The sequence below is a fragment of the Bordetella pertussis 18323 genome (genome assembly GCF_000306945.1).
Taxonomy (GTDB): Bacteria; Pseudomonadota; Gammaproteobacteria; order Burkholderiales; family Burkholderiaceae_B; genus Bordetella; species Bordetella pertussis.
Map to the genome: position 1 here is coordinate 847,380 of NC_018518.1, position 22,652 is coordinate 870,031.

18 protein-coding genes and 3 pseudogenes are annotated in these 22,652 nt (G+C 68.9%); 11 read left to right on the forward strand and 10 right to left on the reverse strand.

The genetic code is table 11. The annotated features are described in order from the left end of the window. Nucleotides 1–18: 18 nt before the first annotated feature. The 6 genes and pseudogenes from BN118_RS04000 to BN118_RS04025 form a co-directional block, all read right to left on the reverse strand. Nucleotides 19–1,605: a DHA2 family efflux MFS transporter permease subunit gene (locus BN118_RS04000; RefSeq protein ID WP_003813155.1), complete on the reverse strand. Its 1,587-nt coding sequence runs from the start codon at nucleotides 1,603–1,605 to the stop codon at nucleotides 19–21. Next, nucleotides 1,602–2,792 (reverse strand): HlyD family secretion protein, encoded by a 1,191-nt coding sequence (locus BN118_RS04005; RefSeq protein WP_010930844.1) that lies wholly within the window; start codon nucleotides 2,790–2,792, stop codon nucleotides 1,602–1,604. The genes BN118_RS04000 and BN118_RS04005 overlap by 4 nt, the downstream gene beginning before the upstream one ends. A 20-nt stretch (nucleotides 2,793–2,812) precedes the next feature. After that, nucleotides 2,813–4,241, reverse strand: a pseudogene (locus BN118_RS04010) (efflux transporter outer membrane subunit). Between the two features lie 123 nt (nucleotides 4,242–4,364). Further along, nucleotides 4,365–5,315: an IS481-like element IS481 family transposase gene (locus BN118_RS04015; protein WP_005012067.1), complete on the reverse strand. Its 951-nt coding sequence runs from the start codon at nucleotides 5,313–5,315 to the stop codon at nucleotides 4,365–4,367. A 98-nt stretch (nucleotides 5,316–5,413) separates the two neighbouring features. Next, the gene (locus tag BN118_RS04020) at nucleotides 5,414–5,902 is read right to left on the reverse strand and encodes a MarR family winged helix-turn-helix transcriptional regulator (protein WP_003813149.1); all 489 of its coding nucleotides are present in this window, start codon (nucleotides 5,900–5,902) and stop codon (nucleotides 5,414–5,416) included. A gap of 59 nt (nucleotides 5,903–5,961) precedes the next feature. Further along, nucleotides 5,962–6,819, reverse strand: coding sequence for a DMT family transporter (locus BN118_RS04025; RefSeq protein ID WP_003813147.1), 858 nt, complete (start codon nucleotides 6,817–6,819; stop codon nucleotides 5,962–5,964). 62 nt (nucleotides 6,820–6,881) lie between these two features. Between BN118_RS04025 and BN118_RS04030 the strand changes: the two genes are divergently transcribed. Both BN118_RS04030 and BN118_RS04035 read left to right on the forward strand, forming a co-directional pair. Continuing rightward, on the forward strand, nucleotides 6,882–7,832 hold the full coding sequence (locus BN118_RS04030; protein WP_010930843.1) for a DMT family transporter: 951 nt from the start codon (nucleotides 6,882–6,884) through the stop codon (nucleotides 7,830–7,832). A gap of 62 nt (nucleotides 7,833–7,894) precedes the next feature. Next, the gene (locus tag BN118_RS04035; protein ID WP_003813144.1) at nucleotides 7,895–8,884 is read left to right on the forward strand and encodes a quinone oxidoreductase family protein; all 990 of its coding nucleotides are present in this window, start codon (nucleotides 7,895–7,897) and stop codon (nucleotides 8,882–8,884) included. Between the two features lie 74 nt (nucleotides 8,885–8,958). On the opposite strand, the gene htpX is transcribed toward BN118_RS04035, so the two are convergent. Beyond that, nucleotides 8,959–9,840 (reverse strand): protease HtpX, encoded by an 882-nt coding sequence (gene htpX, locus BN118_RS04040; protein ID WP_003813142.1) that lies wholly within the window; start codon nucleotides 9,838–9,840, stop codon nucleotides 8,959–8,961. A 153-nt stretch (nucleotides 9,841–9,993) separates the two neighbouring features. Between htpX and BN118_RS04045 the strand changes: the two are divergent. Both BN118_RS04045 and BN118_RS04050 read left to right on the forward strand, forming a co-directional pair. Continuing rightward, nucleotides 9,994–10,845, forward strand: a pseudogene (locus tag BN118_RS04045) (DMT family transporter). A 52-nt stretch (nucleotides 10,846–10,897) separates the two neighbouring features. Further along, a complete protein-coding gene (locus BN118_RS04050; RefSeq protein WP_010930841.1) occupies nucleotides 10,898–11,749 on the forward strand; it encodes a sulfurtransferase in 852 nt (283 codons plus the stop codon). A gap of 16 nt (nucleotides 11,750–11,765) precedes the next feature. Here BN118_RS04050 and BN118_RS04055 read toward each other — a convergent pair whose 3' ends face one another. Beyond that, nucleotides 11,766–12,335 carry a phosphonate degradation HD-domain oxygenase gene (locus BN118_RS04055; RefSeq protein WP_010930840.1) on the reverse strand — a complete coding sequence of 190 codons (570 nt, stop codon included), beginning with the start codon at nucleotides 12,333–12,335 and terminating at the stop codon, nucleotides 11,766–11,768. A 30-nt stretch (nucleotides 12,336–12,365) separates the two neighbouring features. Continuing rightward, entirely contained in the window at nucleotides 12,366–13,229 is an 864-nt protein-coding gene (locus BN118_RS04060) for a LysR family transcriptional regulator (protein WP_010930839.1), read from the reverse strand. A 159-nt stretch (nucleotides 13,230–13,388) separates the two neighbouring features. Between BN118_RS04060 and BN118_RS04065 the strand changes: the two genes are divergently transcribed. The 6 genes and pseudogenes from BN118_RS04065 to BN118_RS04090 all read left to right on the forward strand — a co-directional run bounded on the left by BN118_RS04065 (nucleotide 13,389) and on the right by BN118_RS04090 (nucleotide 19,602). Further along, nucleotides 13,389–14,465, forward strand: a complete 1,077-nt coding sequence (locus tag BN118_RS04065) for a putative 2-aminoethylphosphonate ABC transporter ATP-binding protein (RefSeq protein WP_010930838.1) — start codon at nucleotides 13,389–13,391, stop codon at nucleotides 14,463–14,465. 64 nt (nucleotides 14,466–14,529) lie between these two features. Further along, nucleotides 14,530–16,224, forward strand: coding sequence for a putative 2-aminoethylphosphonate ABC transporter permease subunit (locus tag BN118_RS04070; protein ID WP_014905545.1), 1,695 nt, complete (start codon nucleotides 14,530–14,532; stop codon nucleotides 16,222–16,224). A gap of 16 nt (nucleotides 16,225–16,240) precedes the next feature. Continuing rightward, nucleotides 16,241–17,071, forward strand: coding sequence for a phosphonoacetaldehyde hydrolase (gene phnX, locus BN118_RS04075; protein ID WP_003820286.1), 831 nt, complete (start codon nucleotides 16,241–16,243; stop codon nucleotides 17,069–17,071). A 28-nt stretch (nucleotides 17,072–17,099) separates the two neighbouring features. After that, entirely contained in the window at nucleotides 17,100–18,122 is a 1,023-nt protein-coding gene (locus BN118_RS04080; RefSeq protein WP_010930836.1) for a putative 2-aminoethylphosphonate ABC transporter substrate-binding protein, read from the forward strand. 64 nt (nucleotides 18,123–18,186) lie between these two features. Next, nucleotides 18,187–18,555, forward strand: a pseudogene (locus tag BN118_RS04085) (FAD-dependent oxidoreductase); the annotation flags it as partial. Between the two features lie 96 nt (nucleotides 18,556–18,651). Then, nucleotides 18,652–19,602 (forward strand): IS481-like element IS481 family transposase, encoded by a 951-nt coding sequence (locus BN118_RS04090; RefSeq protein ID WP_010930742.1) that lies wholly within the window; start codon nucleotides 18,652–18,654, stop codon nucleotides 19,600–19,602. A 301-nt stretch (nucleotides 19,603–19,903) separates the two neighbouring features. Here BN118_RS04090 and greA read toward each other — a convergent pair whose 3' ends face one another. Next, nucleotides 19,904–20,380 carry a transcription elongation factor GreA gene (gene greA, locus BN118_RS04095; RefSeq protein ID WP_003809615.1) on the reverse strand — a complete coding sequence of 159 codons (477 nt, stop codon included), beginning with the start codon at nucleotides 20,378–20,380 and terminating at the stop codon, nucleotides 19,904–19,906. 623 nt (nucleotides 20,381–21,003) lie between these two features. Between greA and BN118_RS04100 the strand changes: the two genes are divergently transcribed. Then, the gene (locus BN118_RS04100; protein ID WP_019247142.1) at nucleotides 21,004–22,641 is read left to right on the forward strand and encodes a methyl-accepting chemotaxis protein; all 1,638 of its coding nucleotides are present in this window, start codon (nucleotides 21,004–21,006) and stop codon (nucleotides 22,639–22,641) included. The last annotated feature ends 11 nt before the right edge of the window (nucleotides 22,642–22,652 follow it).

Genomic DNA, 22,652 nt, shown 5'->3' on the forward strand with positions numbered 1-22,652 from the left:
GGCCGCGCGGCCTGGCGCTCAGTGCGCGCCGGCCGCCGCCTCGGCCGCGCCGCCGCCCGCGCTCTTGGCGGACTTGGGCCGGGCCAGCCATACCAGGCCGGTCAGCAGCAGGAAGATCGCCGCCGACGCATAGAAGACGTCCAGCGCCGACAGCGTGTAGGCCTGCGTGTCGATCATGCCGTTGATCACGGTCAGCGCCTGCTGGTGCGACATGCCGGCGCCGTTCTGCAGCGTGCCCAGCGTGTGGTCGAAGGCCTGCTGGCCCGGCGTGGCGATCTCGGTCAGCTGGGCGTGATGCAGGTTGGCGCGGTTGTCCCACATGGTGGTGGCGATGGAGGTGCCGAACGCGCCCGCGGTCAGGCGCGCGAAGTTCGACAGGCCCGAGGCCGCCGGAATGCGCGAGGCGTCGAGGCTGGACAGCGTGATCGACGTCAACGGCACGAAGAACATCGCCATGGCGGCGCCCTGGATGATGGTCGGGACCATCAGTGTGCGCACGTCGGTCTGCGTATTGAAGCCCGCGCGCATGAAGCACACCAGCGCGAACACCATGAAGGCCACGGTGACGATCTGGCGCGGGTCGCGGGTGGCGAGCATCTTGCCCACGATGGGGGTGAGCAGGATGGCCAGCAGCCCGACCGGCGCGGTCACCATGCCGGCGTAGGTCGCGGTGTAGCCCATATTGCTCTGCAGCCACAGCGGCAGCAGCACCACGTTGCCGAAGAAGACGCCGTACGCCACGGCCAGCGTTAGCGCGCCCACCGTGAAATTGCGCTCCTTGAACAGGCGCAGGTCGACCACGGGATGGGCGTCGGTGAGCTCCCAGATCAGGAAGAACACGAAGGCCACGAAGGCGGTGGCGGCCAGCGCGATGATCACGGGGCTGGCGAACCAGTCCAGCTCCTTGCCCTTGTCCAGCATGATCTGCAGCGCGCCCACCCACACCACCAGCAACAGCAGGCCTACCTTGTCGATGGGCAGCTTGCGGGTCTGCGATTCGCGGTCGCGGTAGACGCGCCAGCTGATCCAGGCCGCCAGCAGGCCCACCGGCACGTTGATGTAGAAGATCCACGGCCAGGTGTAGTTGTCCGAGATCCAGCCGCCCAGCAGCGGTCCGGCCACCGGCGCGACCAGCGTGGTCATGGACCAGACCGCCAGCGCCATGCCGGCCTTGTGCTTGGGAAAGCTGGCCAGCATCAGCGCCTGCGACAGCGGAATCATCGGGCCCGCCACGGCGCCCTGCAGCACGCGAAAGCCGATCAGGGCTTCCAGCGTGGGCGAGAAGCCGCACAGCCACGAGGCCAGCACGAACAGCAGGGTGGAGGTGAGGAACAGCCGGACCTGGCCGAAGCGCTGCGTCAGCCAGCCGGTCAGCGGCACCGTGATGGCATTGGCCACCGCGAACGAAGTGATGACCCAGGTGCCCTGGCTGGTGCTTACGCCCAGGTCGCCCGAGATGGTCGGGATCGACACGTTGGCGATCGAGGTGTCCAGCACGTTCATGAACACCGCGGTCGACAGCGCGATCGAGCCGATGATGCGGGTGGCGCCCTCCAGCGGCGGATAGGGCGCGCCGCCGGCGGACGACTTGGGCTTGTCGCTCATGATGCGAGGTTGGCCTGGATGATGCGCGCGATCAGCGCGTCGGCTTCATCGTGCGCCGGCTCGAACACCTGGGTCGAGAGGGCCGGTTCGGCGCGCGGCGCGGCGGTCACGGGCTGGCCTTCCTCGGCCCCGACATCGACCTCGACGTCCATGGACAGGCCCACGCGCAGCGGATGGGTCTTGAGCTGCTCCGGGTCCAGCGCGATGCGCACCGGCACCCGCTGCACCACCTTGATCCAGTTGCCCGAGGCGTTCTGCGCCGGCAGCAGCGCGAAGGCGCTGCCGGTGCCGGCGTCCAGGCCGATGACCTTGCCGTCGTAGACCACCGAACCGCCGTACAGGTCGGCCGTGATCCTGGCGGGCTGGCCGATGCGCATGTGGCGCAGCTGCCCTTCCTTGAAATTGGCCTCGACCCAGATCTGGTCCAGCGGCACCACGTTCATCAGCATGGCGCCGGGGGCGACGCGCTGGCCGACCTGCGCGGCGCGGCGCGCCACGATGCCGTCGACTGGCGCCGGCAGCACGGTGCGCGAACGGTTCAGCCAGGCATTGCGCACCTGGGCGGCGGCATTGCGCACGTCCGGATGTTCGGCCACCGTCGTGCCCTCGGTCAGCGCCTGGTTGGTCGCCAGCTTGGCCTGGGCGGCGGCCAGGTTGGCGCGCGCCTGCGCCAGGGCCGACTGGGCGGACTTGAGCGCGGTCTCGGCGTGCAGGATTTCCTCGCCGCTGACGCCGCCCGACTTGGCCAGCGTCTGGCGCCGCTGCAGGTCGCTCTGGGCGCGCTTCAGGTCGGCCTGGGCGCGCGCGATCTCGGCCTGCCGCACGTCGATGTCGGCGGCCAGGGCGTCGTTCTGGACGTAGAGCGTGCGGACCTGGCGCACCGTCTGGGCCAGGCGCGCCTCGGCCTGCTGCAGCGCCACGTCGGTGTCGGCCGGATCCAGCCGCACCAGCGCCTGGCCCGCCGTCACGGCCTCGGTGTCGTCGGCCTCGATGGCGACGACGGTGCCGGGCACCTGCGGCGTGATCTGCACCAGGTTGCCGTGGACATAGGCGTCGTCGGTGCTCTCGAAGTGCGAGCCGAACAGCGCCCACCAGACGGCATAGGCGATGGCCAGCACGGCGAACACACCGGTTGCCAGCCACAGCAGGCGTTTGCGGGCGGGGTGGGTGGTCGGGGAGGGGCTCATGAGGTGTGAATCCAGTTCATTCAATGAGAGGGGGAGGCCGCCGTGGTGGCCGGGGGCGCATAGCCGCCGCCCAGGGCGTAGGCCAGGTCGGCGTCGAGCTGGTAGGCGCGGATGCGCAGATCGGTATCCAGCCGCGCCTGGGTCAGCACGCCCGTCTGCGCGATCAGCACCGACAGATAGTTGCCCAGCCCAGCCCTGCCCGGTAGCGCCTGACCGCCAGGTCATAGGCCGCGTCGATGGCTTCGCGGGCCTGGCGCTGTTCGGCCTGCTCGCGGCCGAGCAGGCGCAGCGCATCGATGGCATCGGCGGTCTGCTGCACGGCGTCGAGCACCGTCTGGTTGTAGTCCGAGACCGCCAGGTCGGCGTCGGCGCGGCGGCCCGCCAGGTTGGCGTTGAGTTCGCCGCCATGGAAGATAGGCAGCGTGATGGCCGGGCCGATGCCGGCGGCGCGGCTGCCGGCGTCGAGCAGCCGGCCGGTGCCCAGCGCCTCGAAGCCGGCGAAGGCCACCAGGTTGATGTTGGGATAGAACTCGGCCTTGGCGGCCTCGATGCCGTGGCGCGCGGCGATGGCCCGCCAGCGCGCCGCCGTGACATCGGGCCGATGGCCCAGCAACTCGAGCGGCACGCTGGCCGGAATCACCCCGCCGGGGGCGGTCAGCGCGGCCGGGGCCAGCGCCTGGCCGCGCACGGGGCCGGCGCCGGCCAGGGCCGCGACCTGGTTGCGCAGCTGGGCGATGGTGGTTTCGTTCCGGGTCAGCTCGACCCGGCCGGCCGCCAGCGACGATTCGGCCTGCTTGACCTCCACCTCGGTGTCCAGCCCGGCGGCCTTGCGGCCGCGCGTCAGGTCCACCACTTCGGCGCGCTGGCTCAGCACGCACTGCAGCACCTCGCGCTGCGCGAAGGCGTTCTGCAGGTTGAGGTAGCTGCGCACGATGGCGCGCGCCAGCAGGTTGCGGGCGGCCTGCGCGTCGGCGTCGGCCGCGTCGCGCTGCGAAACGGCGGCCTGCAGGCGGGCGCGGTTCTTGCCCCAGAAGTCCAGCTCGTAGCTGAAGTCCAGCGCCAGCCGGTTGTCGCTGACCACCGAGCCGCCGGTGGGCGGGGGATAGATGTAGTTCTTCGGCAGGTGTTCGCGGGTGAGCGTGTAGTTGGCGTCCACGCGCGGCAGCAGCGGCGCGCGCGCGCGCCGGCGACGGCGGCGTTGGCTTGCGCCAGCCGGGCCTGCGCGGCGGCCAGCGACGGATGGCTGGCCAGCGCCTCGGACACCAGGGCGTCGAGCTGCGGATCGGCATAGCGTTGCCACCATTGCTGGGCCGGCCATTGCACGCCCGCGGCGCTCAGTCCCAGGCGGGCGGCGTCCAGTTCGGCCACCGGCGGCGGCGCCGGATCCATCAGGGCGCAACCGCCCAGGGCCAGCGCCAGGGCTGCGGAAAGGAGGCGGAACCGTTTCATCCTGACTGTTTGCTTAAAGTCATTGATTAATCTGTATCTGACTAGGCAGCTATTATGACGCAATTTCGTACATAAGCCATGGCAAGATGACTGACTGGGACTGGGTTTTCGGGGGCCTGGCGGCTAGCTGTGAACTGTCAATAGGTTGTATTCGTCCAGGTTGAGTCTGGAGATGGGTACAGCGCGCCCGATGCCTTGGTGGGGTCGATGCCAGTTGTAGTGGTGTAGCCAGGATTTCATGGCATCGGCTCGGTGTTGGGAGTTCTGGTAGGTGTGAGCGTAAGCCCACTCACGCAAGGCCGACTGGATGAAGCGTTCGGCCTTGCCATTGGTCTGTGGGCGGTAAGGTCGGGTAAAGCGGTGCTTGATGCCCAGCTCATGGCACAGCGCGGCGAAGGCGCGGCTGCGAAAGGCCGAGCCATTGTCGGTGAGCAAGCGCTGGATGGTCACGCCCAGGCGCTGGTAGTAGGCCACTGCGTCCTTGAGGAACTGGACGGCGCTGGGGAAGCGCTCGTCGGGGTGGATGTCGGTGAAGGCCACGCGGGCGTGGTCATCGATGGCCACGAAGACGAAGTCCCAGCCGGCCCCCTCAACGGTATCGCGTCGGTTGCCCGTGACCCGGTGGCCAGGGCGCTGGATACGTCCCAGCTTCTTGATGTCGATGTGCAGCAGATCGCCGGGGGCCTGATGCTCGTAGCGCACCACCGGCTCGGCCGGCTCCAGGTCGGCCAGGTGCGACAGACCGGCGCGGGCCAGGACGCGGCTGACGGTGCTGGCTGACACGCCCAGCGCCTGGGCGATGCGCGCTTGGGTCAGCCGCTTGCGGCGCAGCTCCACGATAGCCAGCGCCTTGGCCGGCGCAATCGCTCGGGGCGAGACCGTCGGGCGCGAGGACGCATCGGCCAAGCCCGCCTGGCCCTGAGCCAGGAAGCGGCCCAGCCATTTGCGCACAGTCGGCGCGGTGACCCCATAGGCGCGGGCCGCTTCAGGCACACAAACTTGATGGGCGATCAATTGCTGGACCATTTCGAGTCGACGTAGGAAGGTCAATCGGGCATGCTTATGGGTGTTCATCCGGCCGGGCTCCTTGAGTGAACTGGGGGGTTGGCGATTTCCAGTTTCTCAAATCCGGTTCGGATGAACCATGCATACAACCTATTGAATCTTCACAGCTAGCCGCCGACCGAGCCGTTGGCGATCATCCGGCGCAGCATGTGCTGCAGCTGCGCCACTTCCTCGGTGGAGAATCCACGCAGGTGGTGGTTGAGCACCTTGGCGATATAGGCCGGTATTTCGCGCGCCTTGGTCTGGCCCTCGGGCGTCAGTTCGATCTTGATGACGCGCCGGTCTTCCTGGCTGCGCACGCGGCGCAGCAGGCCCTTGGCCTCCAGGCGGTCCAGCGTGCGCGTCATGGCGCCGGTGTCGACGTTGATCAGGCGGGCCAGCTCGGCCGGGGTGTCGGCCCGTCCGCTGGCGATCATGGCCAGCGGGCGCCATTGCATGGCGGTCAAGCCCAGCGGCGCCATTTCCAGGTCCAGCATCCGGTTGAGCGAATTGGACACCAGCTTGATGAGAAAGCCGGCGTTGTCGTCGCGGGTACAGATGCTGTCGGCGCGGTAGTGCGCAAACGGTTCGGACGAAGCGGAGCGGGGCGGATTCATGCCGGAATTTTACTGCCTAGGCAACTATTGTCAAGGCAGTTCATGGCCGGGCAGGGCGGTCAGTGCGTGCTCTTGCGCAGCCCCGACCAGACGATGGCGGCGACGATCAGCGCCGCGCCGGCCAGCATGCGCAGGGTCGGCACCTGGGTGAACAGGATCCAGGCAAAACCGATGGCGTAGACGGGTTCCAGCGCGATGACCAGGCCGGCGCTGCGCGCGTTCAGGCGGGTCAGGCTGGAGACGAACAGGTAGTGCGACAGCCCGGTGCAGAAGATGCCCAGCAGCGCCACCCAGAGCCAGTCCAGCGCGTGCAGGGCAGGCAGGTGGACCACCGCGAAGGGCAGCATGACCAGCGCCACCACGGCGTTTTGCCAGCAGGCGACCTGCATGGGGTCCATGCCCGCCGCCGCGCGCCGGTTGGTCAGCGCCAGCATGGCGAACGAAAAACCGGATACCAGCCCCCAGACCAGCCCCACGGTGCCCTGGTCGGCCAGGTCGAACGACGGCGTCACCAGCACCAGCCCCGCGGTGACCAGGCCCAGCAGCAGCCACTCGGCCAGGCGCACCCGCTCGCGGAACACCAGGCCCTCGAACAAGGTGATGAAGGCGGGAAAGCTGGCAAAGCCCAGGGTGGCGATGGCGATGCCGCCCACCTTGACCGAGATGAAGAAGGTCACCCAGTGCGCGGCCAGCAGGCAGCCGGCGATGACCAGCACGAACAGCTGGGCCGGCGTCAGCACCCCCAGCAGCGAGCGGCGCTGCATGCGCGCGAACACGGCCAGCGCGCCGACGGCGAACAGCGCCCGCCCCAGGGTGATCACGGCCGCCCCGGCCTGGATCAGTTCGCCGAAGACCCCGGTCAGGCCGAACAGGACGGCGGCGATATGGATATAGACGAGGGCGCGTTGGCGTGTCATGAATGCGGACTGCGGAAAGGGGCGGGTGCGCGGTGGCCGCGCGACGAAACTAAAATGATCGCATGAATCGCAACAGGCAGCTTTCCGACCCCTCCCGCTTTTCCGGCATGGCAGCGGGCTTTTTTATGGCCACGCTGGGGGCGGTGTTGTTTTCCGGCAAGGCCATCGTGGTCAAGTTCACCTACCGCTACGGCATCGACGCGGTGACGCTGATCGCGTTTCGCATGCTGTTTGCCATGCCGTTCTTTGCCGCGGTGGCCTGGTGGCAGGCGCGCCGCGCGGCGCGCGGCGAATTGCCGGTGCTGAGCTGGCGCGAGCGCGGCCAGCTGTGCGCGCTGGGCCTGCTGGGATATTACCTGTCCAGCTTCCTGGATTTCCTCGGGCTGCGCCACATCACGGCCGGGCTGGAGCGCCTGATCCTGTTCCTGTCGCCGTCGCTGGTGGTGCTGCTGTCGGCGTGGTGGCTGAAGCGGCCGGTGACGCGCCGCCAGTGGGGCGCCATGCTGCTGTCCTACGTGGGCGTGGCGCTGGTCCTGTCGCACGACCTGAGCCAGAGCGGCGCGGGCGCCGACGTGCTGACAGGGTCTTTCTTCGTTTTTTGCTCCGCGCTCAGCTATTCTGTGTACCTGATCTGTTCGGGAGAGCTGGTCGAGCGGGTCGGGGCAACCCGGCTGGTGACCTATGCCATGCTGGTCTCGTGCGTGGCCAGCCTGATCCAGTTCTTCCTGATCCACCCGGCATCGGTGCTGGTCCAGCCCGCCGCCGTCTATGGCTATTCGGTGATCCACGCCACCGTCAACACGGTGCTGCCGGTGTTCATGCTGATGTGGGCGGTTGCCCTGGTCGGCGCGCCCACTGCGTCGCTGCTTGGCATGGTGGGGCCGGTGTCGGTCCTGTTCCTGGCGGCGTGGTTCCTCGACGAGCCCATTACGGTGTGGCAGCTGGCCGGTACCGCGCTGGTGCTGGCGGGCGTGTTCGTCCTGGCCGGGCGCCGCCGCCCGGCCAGGCCATAGCGCCGGCCGCGATCCGATTCGCATGATCCCTCATTACCTGATTCGCTCTCAAGGAGGCCCGCATGGCCAGCAACATCGTCAAGGCAGTCCGCATCGAACAGCACGGCGGCCCGGAAGTCCTGCAAGTCGTCGACGTCGAGGTGCCGCCGCCGGCGGCCAATGAAGTCACCATCCGCCAGCATGCCGCCGGCCTGAACTTCATCGACATCTACTTCCGCACCGGCCTGTATCCGCATCCGCTGCCGCATGGCCTGGGTTTCGAAGGCGCCGGGGTGGTCGAGGCCGTGGGCGCCGACGTGCGTCACCTCAAGAAGGGCGACCGCGTCGCCTATGGCCAGAGCCCGCTGGGCGCGTACGCCCAGGCGCGCAACGTGCCGGCCGCGCAGGTCGTCAAGCTGCCCAAGGGCATCGGCTTCGACGAGGCCGCCGCGCTGATGCTCAAGGGGCTGACGGTGCAATACCTGTTCCGCCAGACCTACCGCCTGCAGGGCAACGAGACCATCCTGTTCCATGCCGCCGCCGGCGGCGTGGGGCTGATCGCCTGCCAATGGGCCAAGGCGCTGGGCGTCAAGCTGATCGGCACGGTCTCCAGCCCCGAGAAGGCCGAACTGGCCCGCGCCCATGGCGCCTGGGCGACCATCGACTATTCGCGCGAGAACGTGGTCGAACGCCTGCTGGAGCTGACCGGCGGCAAGAAGGTGCCGGTGGTCTATGACGGCGTGGGCAAGGACACCTGGGAAACCTCGCTGGACTGCATCGAGCCGCGCGGCCTGATGGTCAGCTTCGGCAACGCCTCGGGGCCGGTGGCCGGCGTCAACCTGGGCATCCTGAACCAGAAGGGCAGCCTGTACGTGACGCGGCCGTCGCTGGGCGTGCACGTCAATACCCACGAGAAGCTGGCTGCCGCCGCCGACGAACTGTTCGGCCTGGTGCTGAAGAAGAAGATCAAGGTACGCATCGACCAGCGCTACAGCCTGGCCCAGGCCGGCGACGCGCAGACGGCGCTGGCCGGCCGCAAGACCACCGGCGCGACCGTCCTGACCCTGGACTGATCCGCCGCGCGGGTTGGCTCATGCAAAACGCGCCCCTTGCGGGGCGCGTTTTCGCTGGCGGACCGAACGGCCGGTCAGCCCAGGCGGGCGTGCTGCAGGGCTGCGATGCGGGCCTGGATCGGGGGGTGCGAGGCGAACATGGCCGAGATGCCGTTCTTGCCCGAGATGCCCGACGCTTCGAACGACTTGGGCAGTTCGCCCGGCTCCAGGCCGCCCAGCCGCGCCAGGGCGCGGATCATGGGCTCGCGCGAGCCCATCAGGTGGGCCGAGCCCGCGTCGGCGCGGTATTCGCGCTGGCGCGAGAACCAGGCCACGATGATGGAGGCCAGGATCCCGAAGACGATCTCACAGACGATCACGGTGGCGTAGTAGCCCAGGCCCACGCCGCGTTCGTTCTTGAGAATGGCGCGGTCGACGAAATAGCCGACCACCCGCGCCAGGAACACGACGAAGGTGTTGACCACGCCCTGGATCAGGGTGAGGGTGACCATGTCGCCGTTGGCCACGTGCGCCACCTCGTGGCCCAGCACGGCGGCCACTTCTTCTTCGGTCATGCTGTCGAGCAGGCCGGTCGAGACCGCCACCAGCGAGTCGTTGCGGAACGCGCCGGTGGCGAATGCGTTGGGTTCGCCCTGGTAGATGGCCACCTCGGGCCGGCCGATGCCGGCGCGGTCGGCCAGCTGGTGCACGGTGTCGAGCAGCCAGGCTTCGCGCTGGTTGGCCGGCGCGTTGGGGTCGATGACGCGCGCGCCGGTGCTCCATTTGGCCATGGGCTTGCTCATCAGCAGCGAAATGATCGCGCCGGTGAAGCCGATCACGGCCGAGAAGATCAGCAGGCCGGTGAGGTTCAGCCCCTGCGCGGTCAGGAAGCGGTCCACGCCGAGGATGCGCATCGTGGCCGACAGCACAACCATGACGGCCAGGTTGGTGATCAGGAACAGGAAAATGCGTTTCATGCTTGTTATGGTCCTTTGCGAGCGAAAGTCGTACCCCGCTTGGACTGGCGGGCGGGGCGCGGGTTCCCGGCGCCGGCGGGGCCGGCAGCGATGGGGAGTATAGTATCGCTTTCCCTGATTCCCCCCGGCCCTTTTTTCGTAGCGGTAAGCCCCATGCAGGCTCTTTGGATGTTGTTGGCGTCAGCCATGTTCGCCATCATGGGGTCGTTCGTGAAGCTGGCGAGCGAGCACGGGGCTTCGCTGCCGCAGGTGGTGTTTTCCGCGGCCTGCCCTCGGTGGTGCTGCTGCTGATCTGGGCCCGCGCCGGGCGCCAGTCCATCATCCCGACCAGCTGGCGCCTGCATGTCTGGCGCAGCCTGTCCGGCGTGACCTCGATGTGGCTGGGCTTTTTCGCCCTGGCGCACCTGCCGCTGGCCACCGCCACCAGCCTGAACTACACCGCGCCGCTGTTCATCGCCTGCTGGATGCTGGGGTGGGGCGGCGCGCAGCGCGACCCGGTGCGCATCGCCGCCGTGGCGCTGGGCTTTCTGGGCGTGCGCGGTGTTGCGCCCCAGCGTCAACGACGACCAGTGGCTGGCCGCGCTGCTGGGCCTGACCGCCGGCGCCATGTCGGCCATCGCCATGCTGCAGATCCGCCAGCTGGGCCGCGTCGGCGAGCCCGAGTGGCGCACGGTGCTGTTCTTCTCGGTGGCGGTGTGCGCCAGCAGCGGGGTCGGCCTGCTGCTGGGAGGGTGGGGGCGGGCGGACCTGTACGGCTACCTGGCGCTGTTCGGCGTGGGCACCTCGGGCCTGGTGGGGCAGCTGACCATGACGCGCGCCTTCGGACACGGCTCGGCCCTGTTGACCGCGGCGCTGCAGTACACGACCATCATTTTTGCCGCCTTCATAGGCATGGGGCTCTGGGGCGACGCCCTGGACAACCTGGCCTGGATGGGCATGGGCCTGATCATTTTCGCGGGATTGCTGTCGGTCTGGCGCACCATGCGCCGGCCCGGCGGCGCCTGATCATCCGCGTCCGGCCGGCTGCGGCCGCCGGCGCCTACAGGGGAGCAAACCGATGACCATGACGCTGATTTCCGCCGCCGACCTGACCGCCCGACTCGATGCCGGCGGCGTGCGGGTGTTCGACGTGCGCCATGACCTGGCCGACCATGCGGCCGGCCGCCGCGCCTACGAGCAAGGCCATATCGCGGGCGCGCGCTACCTGGACCACGAGGCCGAACTGGCCGCGCCGCGTTCCGGCAGCAACGGCCGCCACCCCCTGCCCGAGCGCGATGCCTTCGCCGGCCTGATGGCCGCCCACGGCGTGACGCCCGAGACGCTGGTGGTGGCCTATGACGCCAGCGGCGGCATGTTCGCCGCGCACCTGTGGTGGATGCTGCGCTGGATGGGGCACGAGCGGGTCGCGGTGCTCGACGGCGGCTGGCAGGCCTGGACCGCCGCCGGCCTGCCGACCGAAGCCGGCGCCACGCCGGCCGTCTCGGCGCAGCCCGGGGCGCGGGCAGGCCAGAGCCTGGCCGGCACCGTCGATGCCGCCGCGGTGCTGGCCAACATCGGCCAGCCTGCCTTTACCGTGATCGATGCCCGCGCGGCCAATCGCTACCGCGGCGAAGTCGAGCCCATGGACCCGGTGGCCGGCCACATCCCGGGCGCGCTGAACCGGCCCAATACCGAGAACCTGCAGGCCGATGGGCGCTTCAAGGCGCCGGCCCAGCTGCGCCAGGAGTTCGAGGCCTTGCTGGGCGGGCGCGCGGCCGACGGCATCGTGCACCAATGCGGCTCGGGCATCACCGCCTGCCACAACCTGCTGGCCATGGAGATCGCCGGCCTGGCCGGTTCGCGCCTGTACCCCGGCTCGTGGAGCGAATGGTGCAGCGACGCGGCGCGGCCGGTCGCCAAGGGCGCCTGAGCCGATCCGGCCGCCGTCACCAGATGGCGGCCAGCTTGGCGCGGCCGGCCACGCCCTCGGCGATCTCCAGGAAGTGCGTCAGCGAGCCGGTCTGCATGCCGGGCTGCTTGGCCTGGTCGTCCCAGCGGCGCAGCCGGATCGCGTCCGGCGCGCCCGGCATGCTGGCGAAATCCACCGCCTGGCCGGCATCGAAGCTGCCGCCTTGCAGCGTCAGGCTGCGGCGCGAGTCGGCCGACAGGCGCGTCGCGTAGGCGGGTTCGACGAAGCACAGGTAGCGCTTGGCCTCGACGTGCAGGCGGATCGGGTCCAGCACGGCATTGCCGAACAAGCCGCGCAGGAAGGGCAGCACGAAGTACTGGTGCTTGTCGTCCAGGCCGCGCAGGCTGGGGGTGCCCGGGTGCGCGGCGATCAGGTGGCCCAGGTCGTGCAGCAGGCTGGCGGTAATCAGGTGCGGGCCGGCGCCGCCCTGTTCGGCCAGCGTCGCGGTCTGCAGGGCGTGCTTGAGGTGGCTGACGGGTTCGCCGTCATAGGCGCGGTGGCCGCGCTCGAGGAATATCTGTTCGATGTCTTGCAGGGTCAGGGCCATGGTTGTCTCCCGGCATCGCCGGCGGCGCGCTCATGCCGCGCTCGGCGCCAGTTCCAGAAATCGTGCAATCAGCTGCACGGGCTGCCGCTCTCGCAGGCAGTACAGGTACTCATGCATCAGGACCTCGGTATCGGCGATCGCCACCGTGGCCAGTTCGGCTTGGGCGGGCACTTCGCGCGACGGAATCAGGCTGACCCCCAGGTTGCACAGGATCGCCTGGCGGATCGATTCGCGGCTGCCGATCTCCAGCACCCGGGCCGGCGCCACGCCGGCCTTCTGCAGCGCTTCTTCGGTCAGCTGGCGTGTCATCGAACCGGGCTCGCGCAGCAGCAGCGCGTACGGCGCCAGATCGGCCAGGCCGGCCGAGGCGCGCGCGGCCAGCGGGTGGTCGCGGTGGACCACGATGCGCAGCGGGTCGGCGGCGATGGCGCGCCGGTACAGGTTCGGGTTGTTCATCGCCACCGAGGACGTCGCCACGTCGATCCGGTAGTCGTGCAGGGCCTGCAGCATGCTCTGCGAGTTGCCGATGGCGACGCTGAGCTCGATGGCCGGGTAGCGCTGGTTGTAGCGCCGCACCGTGTCCATGATGTAGAAGGGGCCGGTGGCGCCGACGCGCAGGCAGCCCTCGCGCAGGTCGCTGGCGTCGCGCAGGCGGAATTCGATCTCGGATTCCTGCTGCACCAGTTTCTCGACCAGCGGCATCAGGCGGTGGCCGGCGTCCGATAGCCGCAGGCCGCGTCCCTGGCGATGGAACAGTTCCACGCCGTAGCGCGATTCGAGCTGGCGCAGCTGGCCCGTTACCGTGGGCTGGCTGACCCCCAGCTGGGCGGCCGCCTTGGTGACGGTGCCGCAGCGCGCTACGGCGTGGAAAGATTTGAGTTCGGCGACCAGCACAGGAAATCACGCGCGCGGCGTGCCAGATAGAGCAGGATCGCCAGTACACCAAAATTATTTGATGTTTTTATTACTGCATTTGCGCGAACTGTCATAAACGCACAATAAGCCCTGCCCATACTCCCCGGACATTGGTTACCGAGTCATTCTGGAGGGCATATGTCCCGGGGCAGCGACGCATTCCTGTCGATACGCAATCTGGTCAAGCACTATGGCGCCCATCGGGCGCTGGCCGACGTGTCGCTGGACATCGGGGCGGGCGAGCTGGTGTGCCTGCTCGGCCCCTCGGGCTGCGGCAAGACCACCCTGCTGCGCGCCATCGCCGGCCTGGAGCGCCAGGACGGCGGCGCCATCGTGCTGGGCGGCCGCGATATCTCGAACGAGCCGCCGCAGGCGCGCGACTACGGCATCCTGTTCCAGTCGTATGCGCTGTTTCCCAACCTGACGGTGGCGCAGAACGTGGCCTACGGGCTGAGCGGCCGGCGCGGCGACCGCGAGCGCGTGGCCGCCCGCGTCGATGAAATGCTGGCCCTGGTCGGGCTGAGCGGCGCGGCCCGCAAGTATCCGGGGCAGATTTCCGGCGGCCAGCAGCAGCGCGTGGCGCTGGCGCGCGCCCTGGCGCCGGCGCCGTCGCTGCTGCTGCTCGACGAGCCCATGTCGGCGCTGGATGCGCGCGTGCGCGACCGCCTGCGCGGCGAACTGCGCGCCTTGCAGCGGCGCCTTTCCATCACCACGCTGATGGTGACCCACGACCAGGAAGAGGCCATGGTCATGGCCGACCGGATCGCGGTGATGAACGGCGGCGTCATCGAGCAGTACGGCACGCCGCGCGAACTCTATCGCGATCCCCGTTCGGCATTCATCGCCGACTTCGTGGGCGAGGCCAACTGGCTGCGGTACCAGCGCATCGACGCCCACCGCGCGCGCGTCGGCCAGCTCGAACTGGACGTCGAGCAGCCGCTGGAGGCCGACAGCGGCCGCCTGTTCGTGCGGCCGGAGGCGGTGCGGCTGAGCGCATCGGGTACGCCGGCCTCGGCCAACACCGTGCTGGCCGATGTGCTCGATGGCGTTTTCCTGGGGCGCGGCTATCGCATCTCGCTGCGGCTGGAAGGAATACCGGGCGCCACCGTGCAGTCCGTGGTTTCCGCTGAAACCGGTGACGCCCTGCTGGGCGCCCATGCTGCCGGCCGTTGCTGGGTGGAGCTGCCGCGCCATGCGCTAAGTGCCTACGCTTGAATCCGCCGTCGCCAAGGCGCCGCGGCGCGCCGCCATCGCGCGGCCGGCCGCCGCTGCCGCGCCCGTGCGCCGGGCGCTGCCGGCCTGGACCGGAACCCTGGGCCGCTGGGGCGGGCAGGGCCTGTTCGTCGCCGCGCTGGTGCTGTTCCTGGCATTGCCGCTGCTTGCCATCCTGGTCAAGGCGGTGGCGCCGGGCGCCGATGGCGCCGCCGGCGTGGGCGTGCTGGCCGGCATCGTCGACGACAGCGCGTTCCTGGGGCTGGTATGGCGCAGCCTGGCGGTGGGGGCGGCCACGGTGGCGCTGGTGGTGCCCTGCGCCTATGCCTACGCATATTGCCTGACCCGCACCCGCGCGCCGGGCAAGGGCGCGCTGCGGCTGGTGGCCTTGCTGCCGCTGCTGGCGCCCTCGCTGTTGCCGGGCATCGCGCTGATCTACCTGCTGGGCAACCAGGGCCTGCTCAAGGCGCTGGCCGGCGGCGCCACCATCTATGGCTTCTGGGGCATTGTGATCGGCGAGGCCTTCTACACCTTCCCGCACGCGCTGATGATCCTGCTGACCGGCCTGGCGCTGGCCGACGGCCGCCTGTACGACGCGGCGCGCGCCATGGGCGCCGGCCCCTGGCGCACCTTCGCCACCGTGACGCTGCCGGGCACCCGCTATGCCGTGTTCTCGGCCTGCTGCCTGGTGTTCACGTTGACGGTCACCGATTTCGGCGTGCCCAAGGTCGTGGGCGGGGACTACAACGTGCTGGCCATGGAGGCCTACAAGGCCGTGGTGGGGCAGCAGAATTTCTCCAAGGGCGCGGCCATCGGCCTGCTGCTGCTGGTGCCGGCCATGCTGACCTTCCTGCTCGACCGGCACCTGCGGGCGCGCCATGGCGCCGGCCTGAGCGGGCGCGCGCTGGTCTACGCGCCGGGCACGCACCGGTTGCGCGACGCCTGCTTCCTGGCCATCGCCGCGCTGATCGGCCTGGCGCTGCTGACAATCGTCGGCGTGGCGGTGTGGGCGTCGTTCGTCAAGATGTGGCCGTACAACCTGTCGCTGTCGCTGCGTTCGTACGACTTCGACAACATGGACGGCGGCGGCTGGCTGGCGTGGCGCAACAGCATCCAGCTGGCCGCGTGGACGGCCCTGGCCGGCACCGCGCTGGTGTACGGCGGCGCCTGGATGATGGAAAAACTGCCGACGCGCGGCGTGCCGGCGGCGGCGCTGCGCGGCACCGCGCGGATGCTGGCGCTTACCCCCATGGCCGTGCCCGGGCTGGTGCTGGGGCTGGGGTACATCTTCTTCTTCAACAGCCCCGGCAACCCGCTGGGCGCCCTGTACGGCACCATGACGCTGCTGGTGGTGTGCACCGTGGTGCACTTCTACACCAGCGCGCACCTGACCGCGGTCACCGCGCTGGGCGCGCTCGACACGGAGTTCGAGGCGGCCTCGGCCTCGCTCAAGGTGCCGGCCGCGCTGACCTTCCTGCGCGTCACGCTGCCGATGTGCCTGCCGGCGGTGCTGGATACCGCGCGCTACCTGTTCGTCTCGGCGATGACGACCGTCTCCGCCGTGGTGTTTCTCTACAGCCCGCAGACCGTGCTGGCTGCCGTGGCGGTGCTGAACATGGACGACGCCGGCTTCATCGGCCCGGCGGCCGCCATGTGCACCGTGATCATGGCGACCTCGGCGCTGGCTTCGCTGCTACTTCACCTGGCCAGCCGCGCGCTGGTGGCGCGCACCCAGGCGTGGCGCCGCGCGCCGGCGGCCTGACCGACTCTCCACTGGAATGAATGCCATGACGCTTGCAACACTCCCCGTGCGCCTGGAGGCGCTGGTCTTCGACTGGGCCGGCACGCTGGTCGATTTCGGCTCCTTCGCGCCGACCAAGGTCTTCGTCGATGCCTTCGCCCGCTTCGGCGTGCAGATCTCGCTGGAACAGGCGCGCGGCCCCATGGGCATGGGCAAGTGGGATCACATCCGTGCGCTGTGCAATGACGCGGCGATCGCGCGGCAGTACCAGGAACAGTTCGGCCGGCTGCCCACCGACGAGGACGTCACCGCCATCTACGAACGCTTCCTGCCCATGCAGCTGGAGAAGGTGGCCGAATATTCGCAGCCGATACCCGGCGCGATCGAACTGCTGCACGGCCTGCGCCAGCGCGGCCTGAAGCTGGGCTCGTGCTCCGGCTACCCGGCCGCCGTCATGCAGCGCGTGCTCGAACGCGCCGAGCGCGAAGGGCTGGCGCTGGACTACGTGGTCGCCAGCGACGATGTGCCGCGTTCGCGGCCGGCGCCGGCCATGGCATTGCGCAACGTGGTCGAGCTGGGCATCGCCGACGTGGCGGGCTGCGTCAAGGTCGACGACACCGCGCCCGGCGTGGAAGAGGGCCGCCGCGCCGGCATGTGGACAGTCGGGCTGCTGCTGTCGGGCAACGCCGCCGGCCTGTCCCTGGAGCAGTTCCTCAGCCTGGACGAGGCCGGCCGCGAGGCCGCGCGCGATCGCGCCCGCGCCGAACTGCAGGCCGGCGCTCCCCATTACCTCATCGATACCGTGGCGGACCTGCCGCCGGTATTGGCCGACATCGAAACGCGCCTGGCCGCCGGCCAGCGTCCCTGAACCCAGCTTTCCCTACCGGAGTTTCCGCATGAAGCGCATTCCCTCGATCCTGTTGGCCACCGTCCTGGCCGCCGCGACCGGCGTCGCCGCCGCCAACACCACGCTGACGGTCTACACCGCCCTGGAGGCCGACCAGATCAAGGCCTACCAGGCCGCCTTCGAAAAAGCCCATCCCGACATCAGGATCCAATGGGTTCGCGATTCGACCGGCATCGTGGCCGCCAAGCTGCTGGCCGAGAAGAACAACCCCAAGGCCGATGTGATCTGGGGCCTGGCCGGCACGGCGCTGGGCCTGATGGACAAGGAAGGCATGCTGCTGCCGTACGCGCCCAAGGGCCTGGACCAGATCGCGGCCAACATGCGCGACGGCAAGGACGTGCCGGCCTGGGTCGGCATGGACGCCTACGCCGCCGCGGTGTGCGTCAACACCATCGAGGCCAGCAAGCAGAACCTGCCCATGCCCACCTCGTGGCAGGACCTCACCAAGCCGGAATATGCCGGCAAGATCGTGATGCCCAATCCGGCATCCTCGGGCACGGGCTTCTTGGACGTGAGCGCCTGGCTGCAGATGTTCGGCGAGGAAAAGGGCTGGGCGTTCATGGACGCCTTGCACAAGAACATGGGCTCGTACACGCACTCGGGCTCCAAGCCCTGCAACATGGCCGCCGCCGGCGAATACCCGATCGGCATCTCGTTCGACTACCGCGCCGCCAAGCTGAAGGCCGACGGCGCGCCGGTCGAAGCCGTGTTCCCGTCCGAAGGACTGGGCTGGGAAGTGGAAGCCACCGCCATCGTCAAGGGCACCAAGCATCTCGAGGCGGCCCGCAAGCTGGCCGACTTCTCGGCCAGCCGGCAAGCCAACGAGCTGTACAAGAGCAACTTCGCCGTGCTGGCGATCCCGTCGGTGGCCACGGTCAACCCCCATCTGCCGGCCAATCTGTCCGAGCGCATGATCAAGAACGACTTCGTGTGGGCCGCGACCAACCGCGATCGCATCATCGCCGAATGGTCCAAGCGCTACGACGGCAAGTCCGAGCCGAAGAAGAAGTAATCCCGCATCGGCGGCGGGCTCCGCACGGCGGCGGCCCGCCCATTTTCCCGGAAGCAGCAAAATCATGAAGACGTATGACGTGGTCGTCGTGGGCGCCGGCATGCTGGGCATCGCCCACGCCTGGGCGGCCGCCCGGCGCGGCCTGTCGGTGGCGGTGGTCGAGCGCAGCCAGCGCGCGCACGGCGCCACCATCCGCAATTTCGGCCAGGTGCTGGTCACCGGCCAGGCCCCGGGCGTGATGGCCCGCCACGCCCGCCAGTCCCGCGAACTGTGGCTGGAGCTGGCGGCCGGCGCCGGGTTCCATGTGCGCGCCAACGGCAGCCTGGTGCTGGCGCGCAGCGCCCTGGAGCAGGACGTGCTGGAGGAGTTCGCCGCCGCGCGCCTGCAGGCCGAAGGGTACCGCGCCGAACTGTTGTCGGGCCGCGAGCTAGCTGTGAAGATTCAATAGGTTGTATGCATGGTTCATCCGAACCGGATTTGAGAAACTGGAAATCGCCGATCCCCCAGTTCACTCAAGGAGCCCGGCCGGATGAACACCCATAAGCATGCCCGATTGACCTTCCTACGTCGACTCGAAATGGTCCAGCAATTGATCGCCCATCAAGTTTGTGTGTCTGAAGCGGCCCGCGCCTATGGGGTCACCGCGCCGACTGTGCGCAAATGGCTGGGCCGCTTCCTGGCTCAGGGCCAGGCGGGCTTGGCCGATGCGTCCTCGCGCCCGACGGTCTCGCCCCGAGCGATTGCGCCGGCCAAGGCGCTGGCTATCGTGGAGCTGCGCCGCAAGCGGCTGACCCAAGCGCGCATCGCCCAGGCGCTGGGCGTGTCAGCCAGCACCGTCAGCCGCGTCCTGGCCCGCGCCGGTCTGTCGCACCTGGCCGACCTGGAGCCGGCCGAGCCGGTGGTGCGCTACGAGCATCAGGCCCCCGGCGATCTGCTGCACATCGACATCAAGAAGCTGGGACGTATCCAGCGCCCTGGCCACCGGGTCACGGGCAACCGACGCGATACCGTTGAGGGGGCCGGCTGGGACTTCGTCTTCGTGGCCATCGATGACCACGCCCGCGTGGCCTTCACCGACATCCACCCCGACGAGCGCTTCCCCAGCGCCGTCCAGTTCCTCAAGGACGCAGTGGCCTACTACCAGCGCCTGGGCGTGACCATCCAGCGCTTGCTCACCGACAATGGCTCGGCCTTTCGCAGCCGCGCCTTCGCCGCGCTGTGCCATGAGCTGGGCATCAAGCACCGCTTTACCCGACCTTACCGCCCACAGACCAATGGCAAGGCCGAACGCTTCATCCAGTCGGCCTTGCGTGAGTGGGCTTACGCTCACACCTACCAGAACTCCCAACACCGAGCCGATGCCATGAAATCCTGGCTACACCACTACAACTGGCATCGACCCCACCAAGGCATCGGGCGCGCTGTACCCATCTCCAGACTCAACCTGGACGAATACAACCTATTGACAGTTCACACCTAGGCGGCGCGGCCCGGCGTTGCGGCGCCCGACGGCACGTTCCGTGCATCGCGGCGCGACAACGATACAGACGCCCGGCGCACGGCCCGGCGTTCAGGAATTCGGATGAATACCGCGCCCCCCAAGCCGTTGACGGCCGAGAAGGGGAATACGCTGGCCACGACCGGAGCCCGGGATATCGCATCCGGGACGCCTGCAGCGCGACGGCTGCGGCTGTGCCACCCCGCCTGGCCGCAAGCGGCTGGCTGATGGTGGAAACGGCGTCGGTCATTGGCCATGGGTATGCAGGGGGGCGGAATCGGCGTCAGAGATAACGCACACCGATGACTTCGTACTCGCGCACGCCAGCCGGCACCTTCACTTCGACCACATCGCCCTCGGATTTGCCGATCAGGGCGCGGGCCACCGGGCTGGAGACCGAAATCAGGTTGGACTTGATGTCGGCTTCGACGTCGCCCACGATCTGGTAGGTCAGGCGGTCGCCCGAGTCGAGGTCTTCGATTTCCACGGTCGCGCCGAACACGGCACGGCCTTCGGCGTCGAGCGCCGTCGGATCGATGAGGTGCGCGTTCGAAAGCGTGCCCTCGAGTTCGGAGATCCGGCCTTCGATGAAGCCCTGGCGTTCGCGGGCGGCGTCGTACTCGGCATTTTCCGACAAATCACCCTGCGCACGCGCCTCCGCAATGGCGCTGATCACCGCAGGACGCTCAACGGTCTTAAGCCGATGCAGTTCTTGCTGCAAGCGCTCGGCCCCGCGCACGGTCAAAGGAATGGCAGACATGTCGTTTCCCAAACAAAAGTAGAAAACGCCCCCGACGGAGCGTTTCGGTGAAGGTCTCGGCTTGGTGTATGGCCTCGCCATGAAACAGGCGGGCCGCTGCGGAAGACAGGCGAACAAAAGACGAGACAAGGTCGAACCCGACCGAGGCTCCCCTTTGCTGTCTCCTCTTTGATCGGCCTGCCGCATCCGGCGGCCAAGCGTCGACCAAAACAAAACCCCGGCTCGGGTCGGAACCGGGGCAATCAGATGACATTGTCGGCAAAGTCCACCGGAATTGCAAGCCTGTAAGCCCGGCGTAGGTTTCGGCGCATGTTGGCTGCGGAAAAGCCACAAAACCTGCGTGTTGGCCGCCGATCGCAGCGCGGGCCCGGCGTTGCCGCGCATTCCTTCATGCGCCGCAGGCCCCGGGCAATCGAAAGCACCCGTCGAGAACGCACCAACTTAGGGCAAATCCGGGTATGAATATTCGTATATATAACTACAAATAACAAATTAATACCGAATACCGATCATTTAAGTCGAATTCCACATCAACAACGGATTCCACGTCACGGCCTGACACTTCCCGCGCGGGTACGCCGCGCACGTCGTCGACGTTTATTGCGCAAGACCCTACCCAGGAGATGCCCATGCTTGAAAGGATCAAGGTCCGCACCGCGATGGTGGCGGTATTCGCGTGCTTCCTGGCGGTGCTGATGCTGTCGGGCGCCCTGACGTGGCGCAACGCGGGCAGGAGCGCCGCCGAGATCGAGGGGCTGAACCAGGTCGCCGTCAACCAGGTCGACCCGCTGTTCGAGGCCAGCGGCGCGGCGCTGCGCGCCCGCGTCGCCCTGCTGGAGGCCCTGGCAAACCTGCAGGCCAATCACCTGGACCCGGTGGCGACGCTGCACCAGCAGGCCGGCGCGGCGCAGCGCCAGGCGGCCACGCAATTCCAGCGCTACGTGGACGTGCCCAAGGAGCCGGCCGCGGCCGAGCTGGCCGCGACCCTGCAGACGCGCTGGCGCGCCTACCAGTCGGTGCTGGACGAGCTGGCCGCCGCCGTCGACGCCGGCCAGGCCGAGCCCGCCCTGGCCGCCATGCATCGCGCGCAGCAGGCCGAACATGCATTCCAGCGCGACATGGAAGCCTTTCTGGCCAGGGTACAGGCGCACAGCGACGAAGTGCGCAGCGGCGCCGAGGACACCCATGTCGTGGCCCGCTGGAGCGCCATCGCGCTGACCACGCTGGGCGTGCTGCTGACCCTGGCCGGCTGGCTGTTCGTGCGCCGCGCGGTGCTGCGCCCCTTGCTGGAGGCCGGCCATCATTTCGACCGCATCGCCGACGGCGACCTCACCGCGCGCATCGAGGTGCGCTCGGCCAATGAAATCGGCGCGCTGTTCGCGGCGCTCAAGCGCATGCAGGAAGGCCTGACGCGCACCATCGCCGTCATGCGGCGCGGCGTCGACGAAATCAACGTCGGCGCGGCCGAGATCTCGGCCGGCAACGCCAACCTGTCCAGCCGCACGGAGGAGCAGGCCGCCGCCCTGGAAGAGACCGCGGCCACCATGGAGGAACTGGCCACCACGGTCAAGCAGAACGCCGACAATGCCGCGCAGGCCAATCAGCTGGCCGCCGTCAGCATGCAGGTGGCGCAGCGCGGCGGCGAGTCGGTCGCGCAGGTGGTGCAGACCATGCACGGCATCTCCGCGAGCTCGCGCCAGATCGCCGACATCGTCACCGTGATCGACGGCATCGCCTTCCAGACCAATATCCTGGCGCTGAACGCCGCGGTCGAGGCGGCGCGCGCCGGCGAACAGGGCAAGGGCTTCGCGGTGGTGGCGGGCGAGGTGCGCAGCCTGGCCCAGCGCGCCGCGCAGGCGGCCAAGGAGATCAAGGCCCTGATCGAGAGCTCGGTGGCGACGGTGCGCGCCGGCTCGCAACAGGTCGCCAGCGCCGGCGGCACCATGGACGAGGTGGTGGCCTCGGTACAGCGCGTGGCCGACATCATGGGGGAGATCTCGGCCGCCTCGGCCCAGCAGGCCAGCGGCATCGACCAGGTCAGCCTGGCGATTTCGCAAATGGACGAAACCACCCAGCAGAATGCCGCGCTGGTCGAACAGGCCGCGGCGGCGGCCACGGCCATGGAAGAACAGGCCCGCCACCTGGCGGCCGCGGCGGCGGTCTTCAGGACGCAGGGCGGCGCCATCATCGACGTCGCCGCCGCGCCGCTGGCCGGGCCGGCGGGCGGCCATGCCGCCCTGCCGCCGGCCGCGGCCCACTGAGCGCGGCCCCG

What these genes read in the sequence shown, in the direction of transcription:
- BN118_RS04000 (WP_003813155.1), bottom strand. Translation starts at nt 1,605, where the DNA reads ATGAGCGACAAGCCCAAGTCGTCCGCCGGCGGCGCGCCCTATCCGCCG.
- BN118_RS04005 (WP_010930844.1), bottom strand. Translation starts at nt 2,792, where the DNA reads ATGAGCCCCTCCCCGACCACCCACCCCGCCCGCAAACGCCTGCTGTGG.
- BN118_RS04015 (WP_005012067.1), bottom strand. Translation starts at nt 5,315, where the DNA reads ATGAACACCCATAAGCATGCCCGATTGACCTTCCTACGTCGACTCGAA.
- BN118_RS04020 (WP_003813149.1), bottom strand. Translation starts at nt 5,902, where the DNA reads ATGAATCCGCCCCGCTCCGCTTCGTCCGAACCGTTTGCGCACTACCGC.
- BN118_RS04025 (WP_003813147.1), bottom strand. Translation starts at nt 6,819, where the DNA reads ATGACACGCCAACGCGCCCTCGTCTATATCCATATCGCCGCCGTCCTG.
- BN118_RS04030 (WP_010930843.1), top strand. Translation starts at nt 6,882, where the DNA reads ATGAATCGCAACAGGCAGCTTTCCGACCCCTCCCGCTTTTCCGGCATG.
- BN118_RS04035 (WP_003813144.1), top strand. Translation starts at nt 7,895, where the DNA reads ATGGCCAGCAACATCGTCAAGGCAGTCCGCATCGAACAGCACGGCGGC.
- htpX (WP_003813142.1), bottom strand. Translation starts at nt 9,840, where the DNA reads ATGAAACGCATTTTCCTGTTCCTGATCACCAACCTGGCCGTCATGGTT.
- BN118_RS04050 (WP_010930841.1), top strand. Translation starts at nt 10,898, where the DNA reads ATGACCATGACGCTGATTTCCGCCGCCGACCTGACCGCCCGACTCGAT.
- BN118_RS04055 (WP_010930840.1), bottom strand. Translation starts at nt 12,335, where the DNA reads ATGGCCCTGACCCTGCAAGACATCGAACAGATATTCCTCGAGCGCGGC.
- BN118_RS04065 (WP_010930838.1), top strand. Translation starts at nt 13,389, where the DNA reads ATGTCCCGGGGCAGCGACGCATTCCTGTCGATACGCAATCTGGTCAAG.
- phnX (WP_003820286.1), top strand. Translation starts at nt 16,241, where the DNA reads ATGAATGCCATGACGCTTGCAACACTCCCCGTGCGCCTGGAGGCGCTG.
- BN118_RS04080 (WP_010930836.1), top strand. Translation starts at nt 17,100, where the DNA reads ATGAAGCGCATTCCCTCGATCCTGTTGGCCACCGTCCTGGCCGCCGCG.
- BN118_RS04090 (WP_010930742.1), top strand. Translation starts at nt 18,652, where the DNA reads ATGAACACCCATAAGCATGCCCGATTGACCTTCCTACGTCGACTCGAA.
- greA (WP_003809615.1), bottom strand. Translation starts at nt 20,380, where the DNA reads ATGTCTGCCATTCCTTTGACCGTGCGCGGGGCCGAGCGCTTGCAGCAA.
- BN118_RS04100 (WP_019247142.1), top strand. Translation starts at nt 21,004, where the DNA reads ATGCCCATGCTTGAAAGGATCAAGGTCCGCACCGCGATGGTGGCGGTA.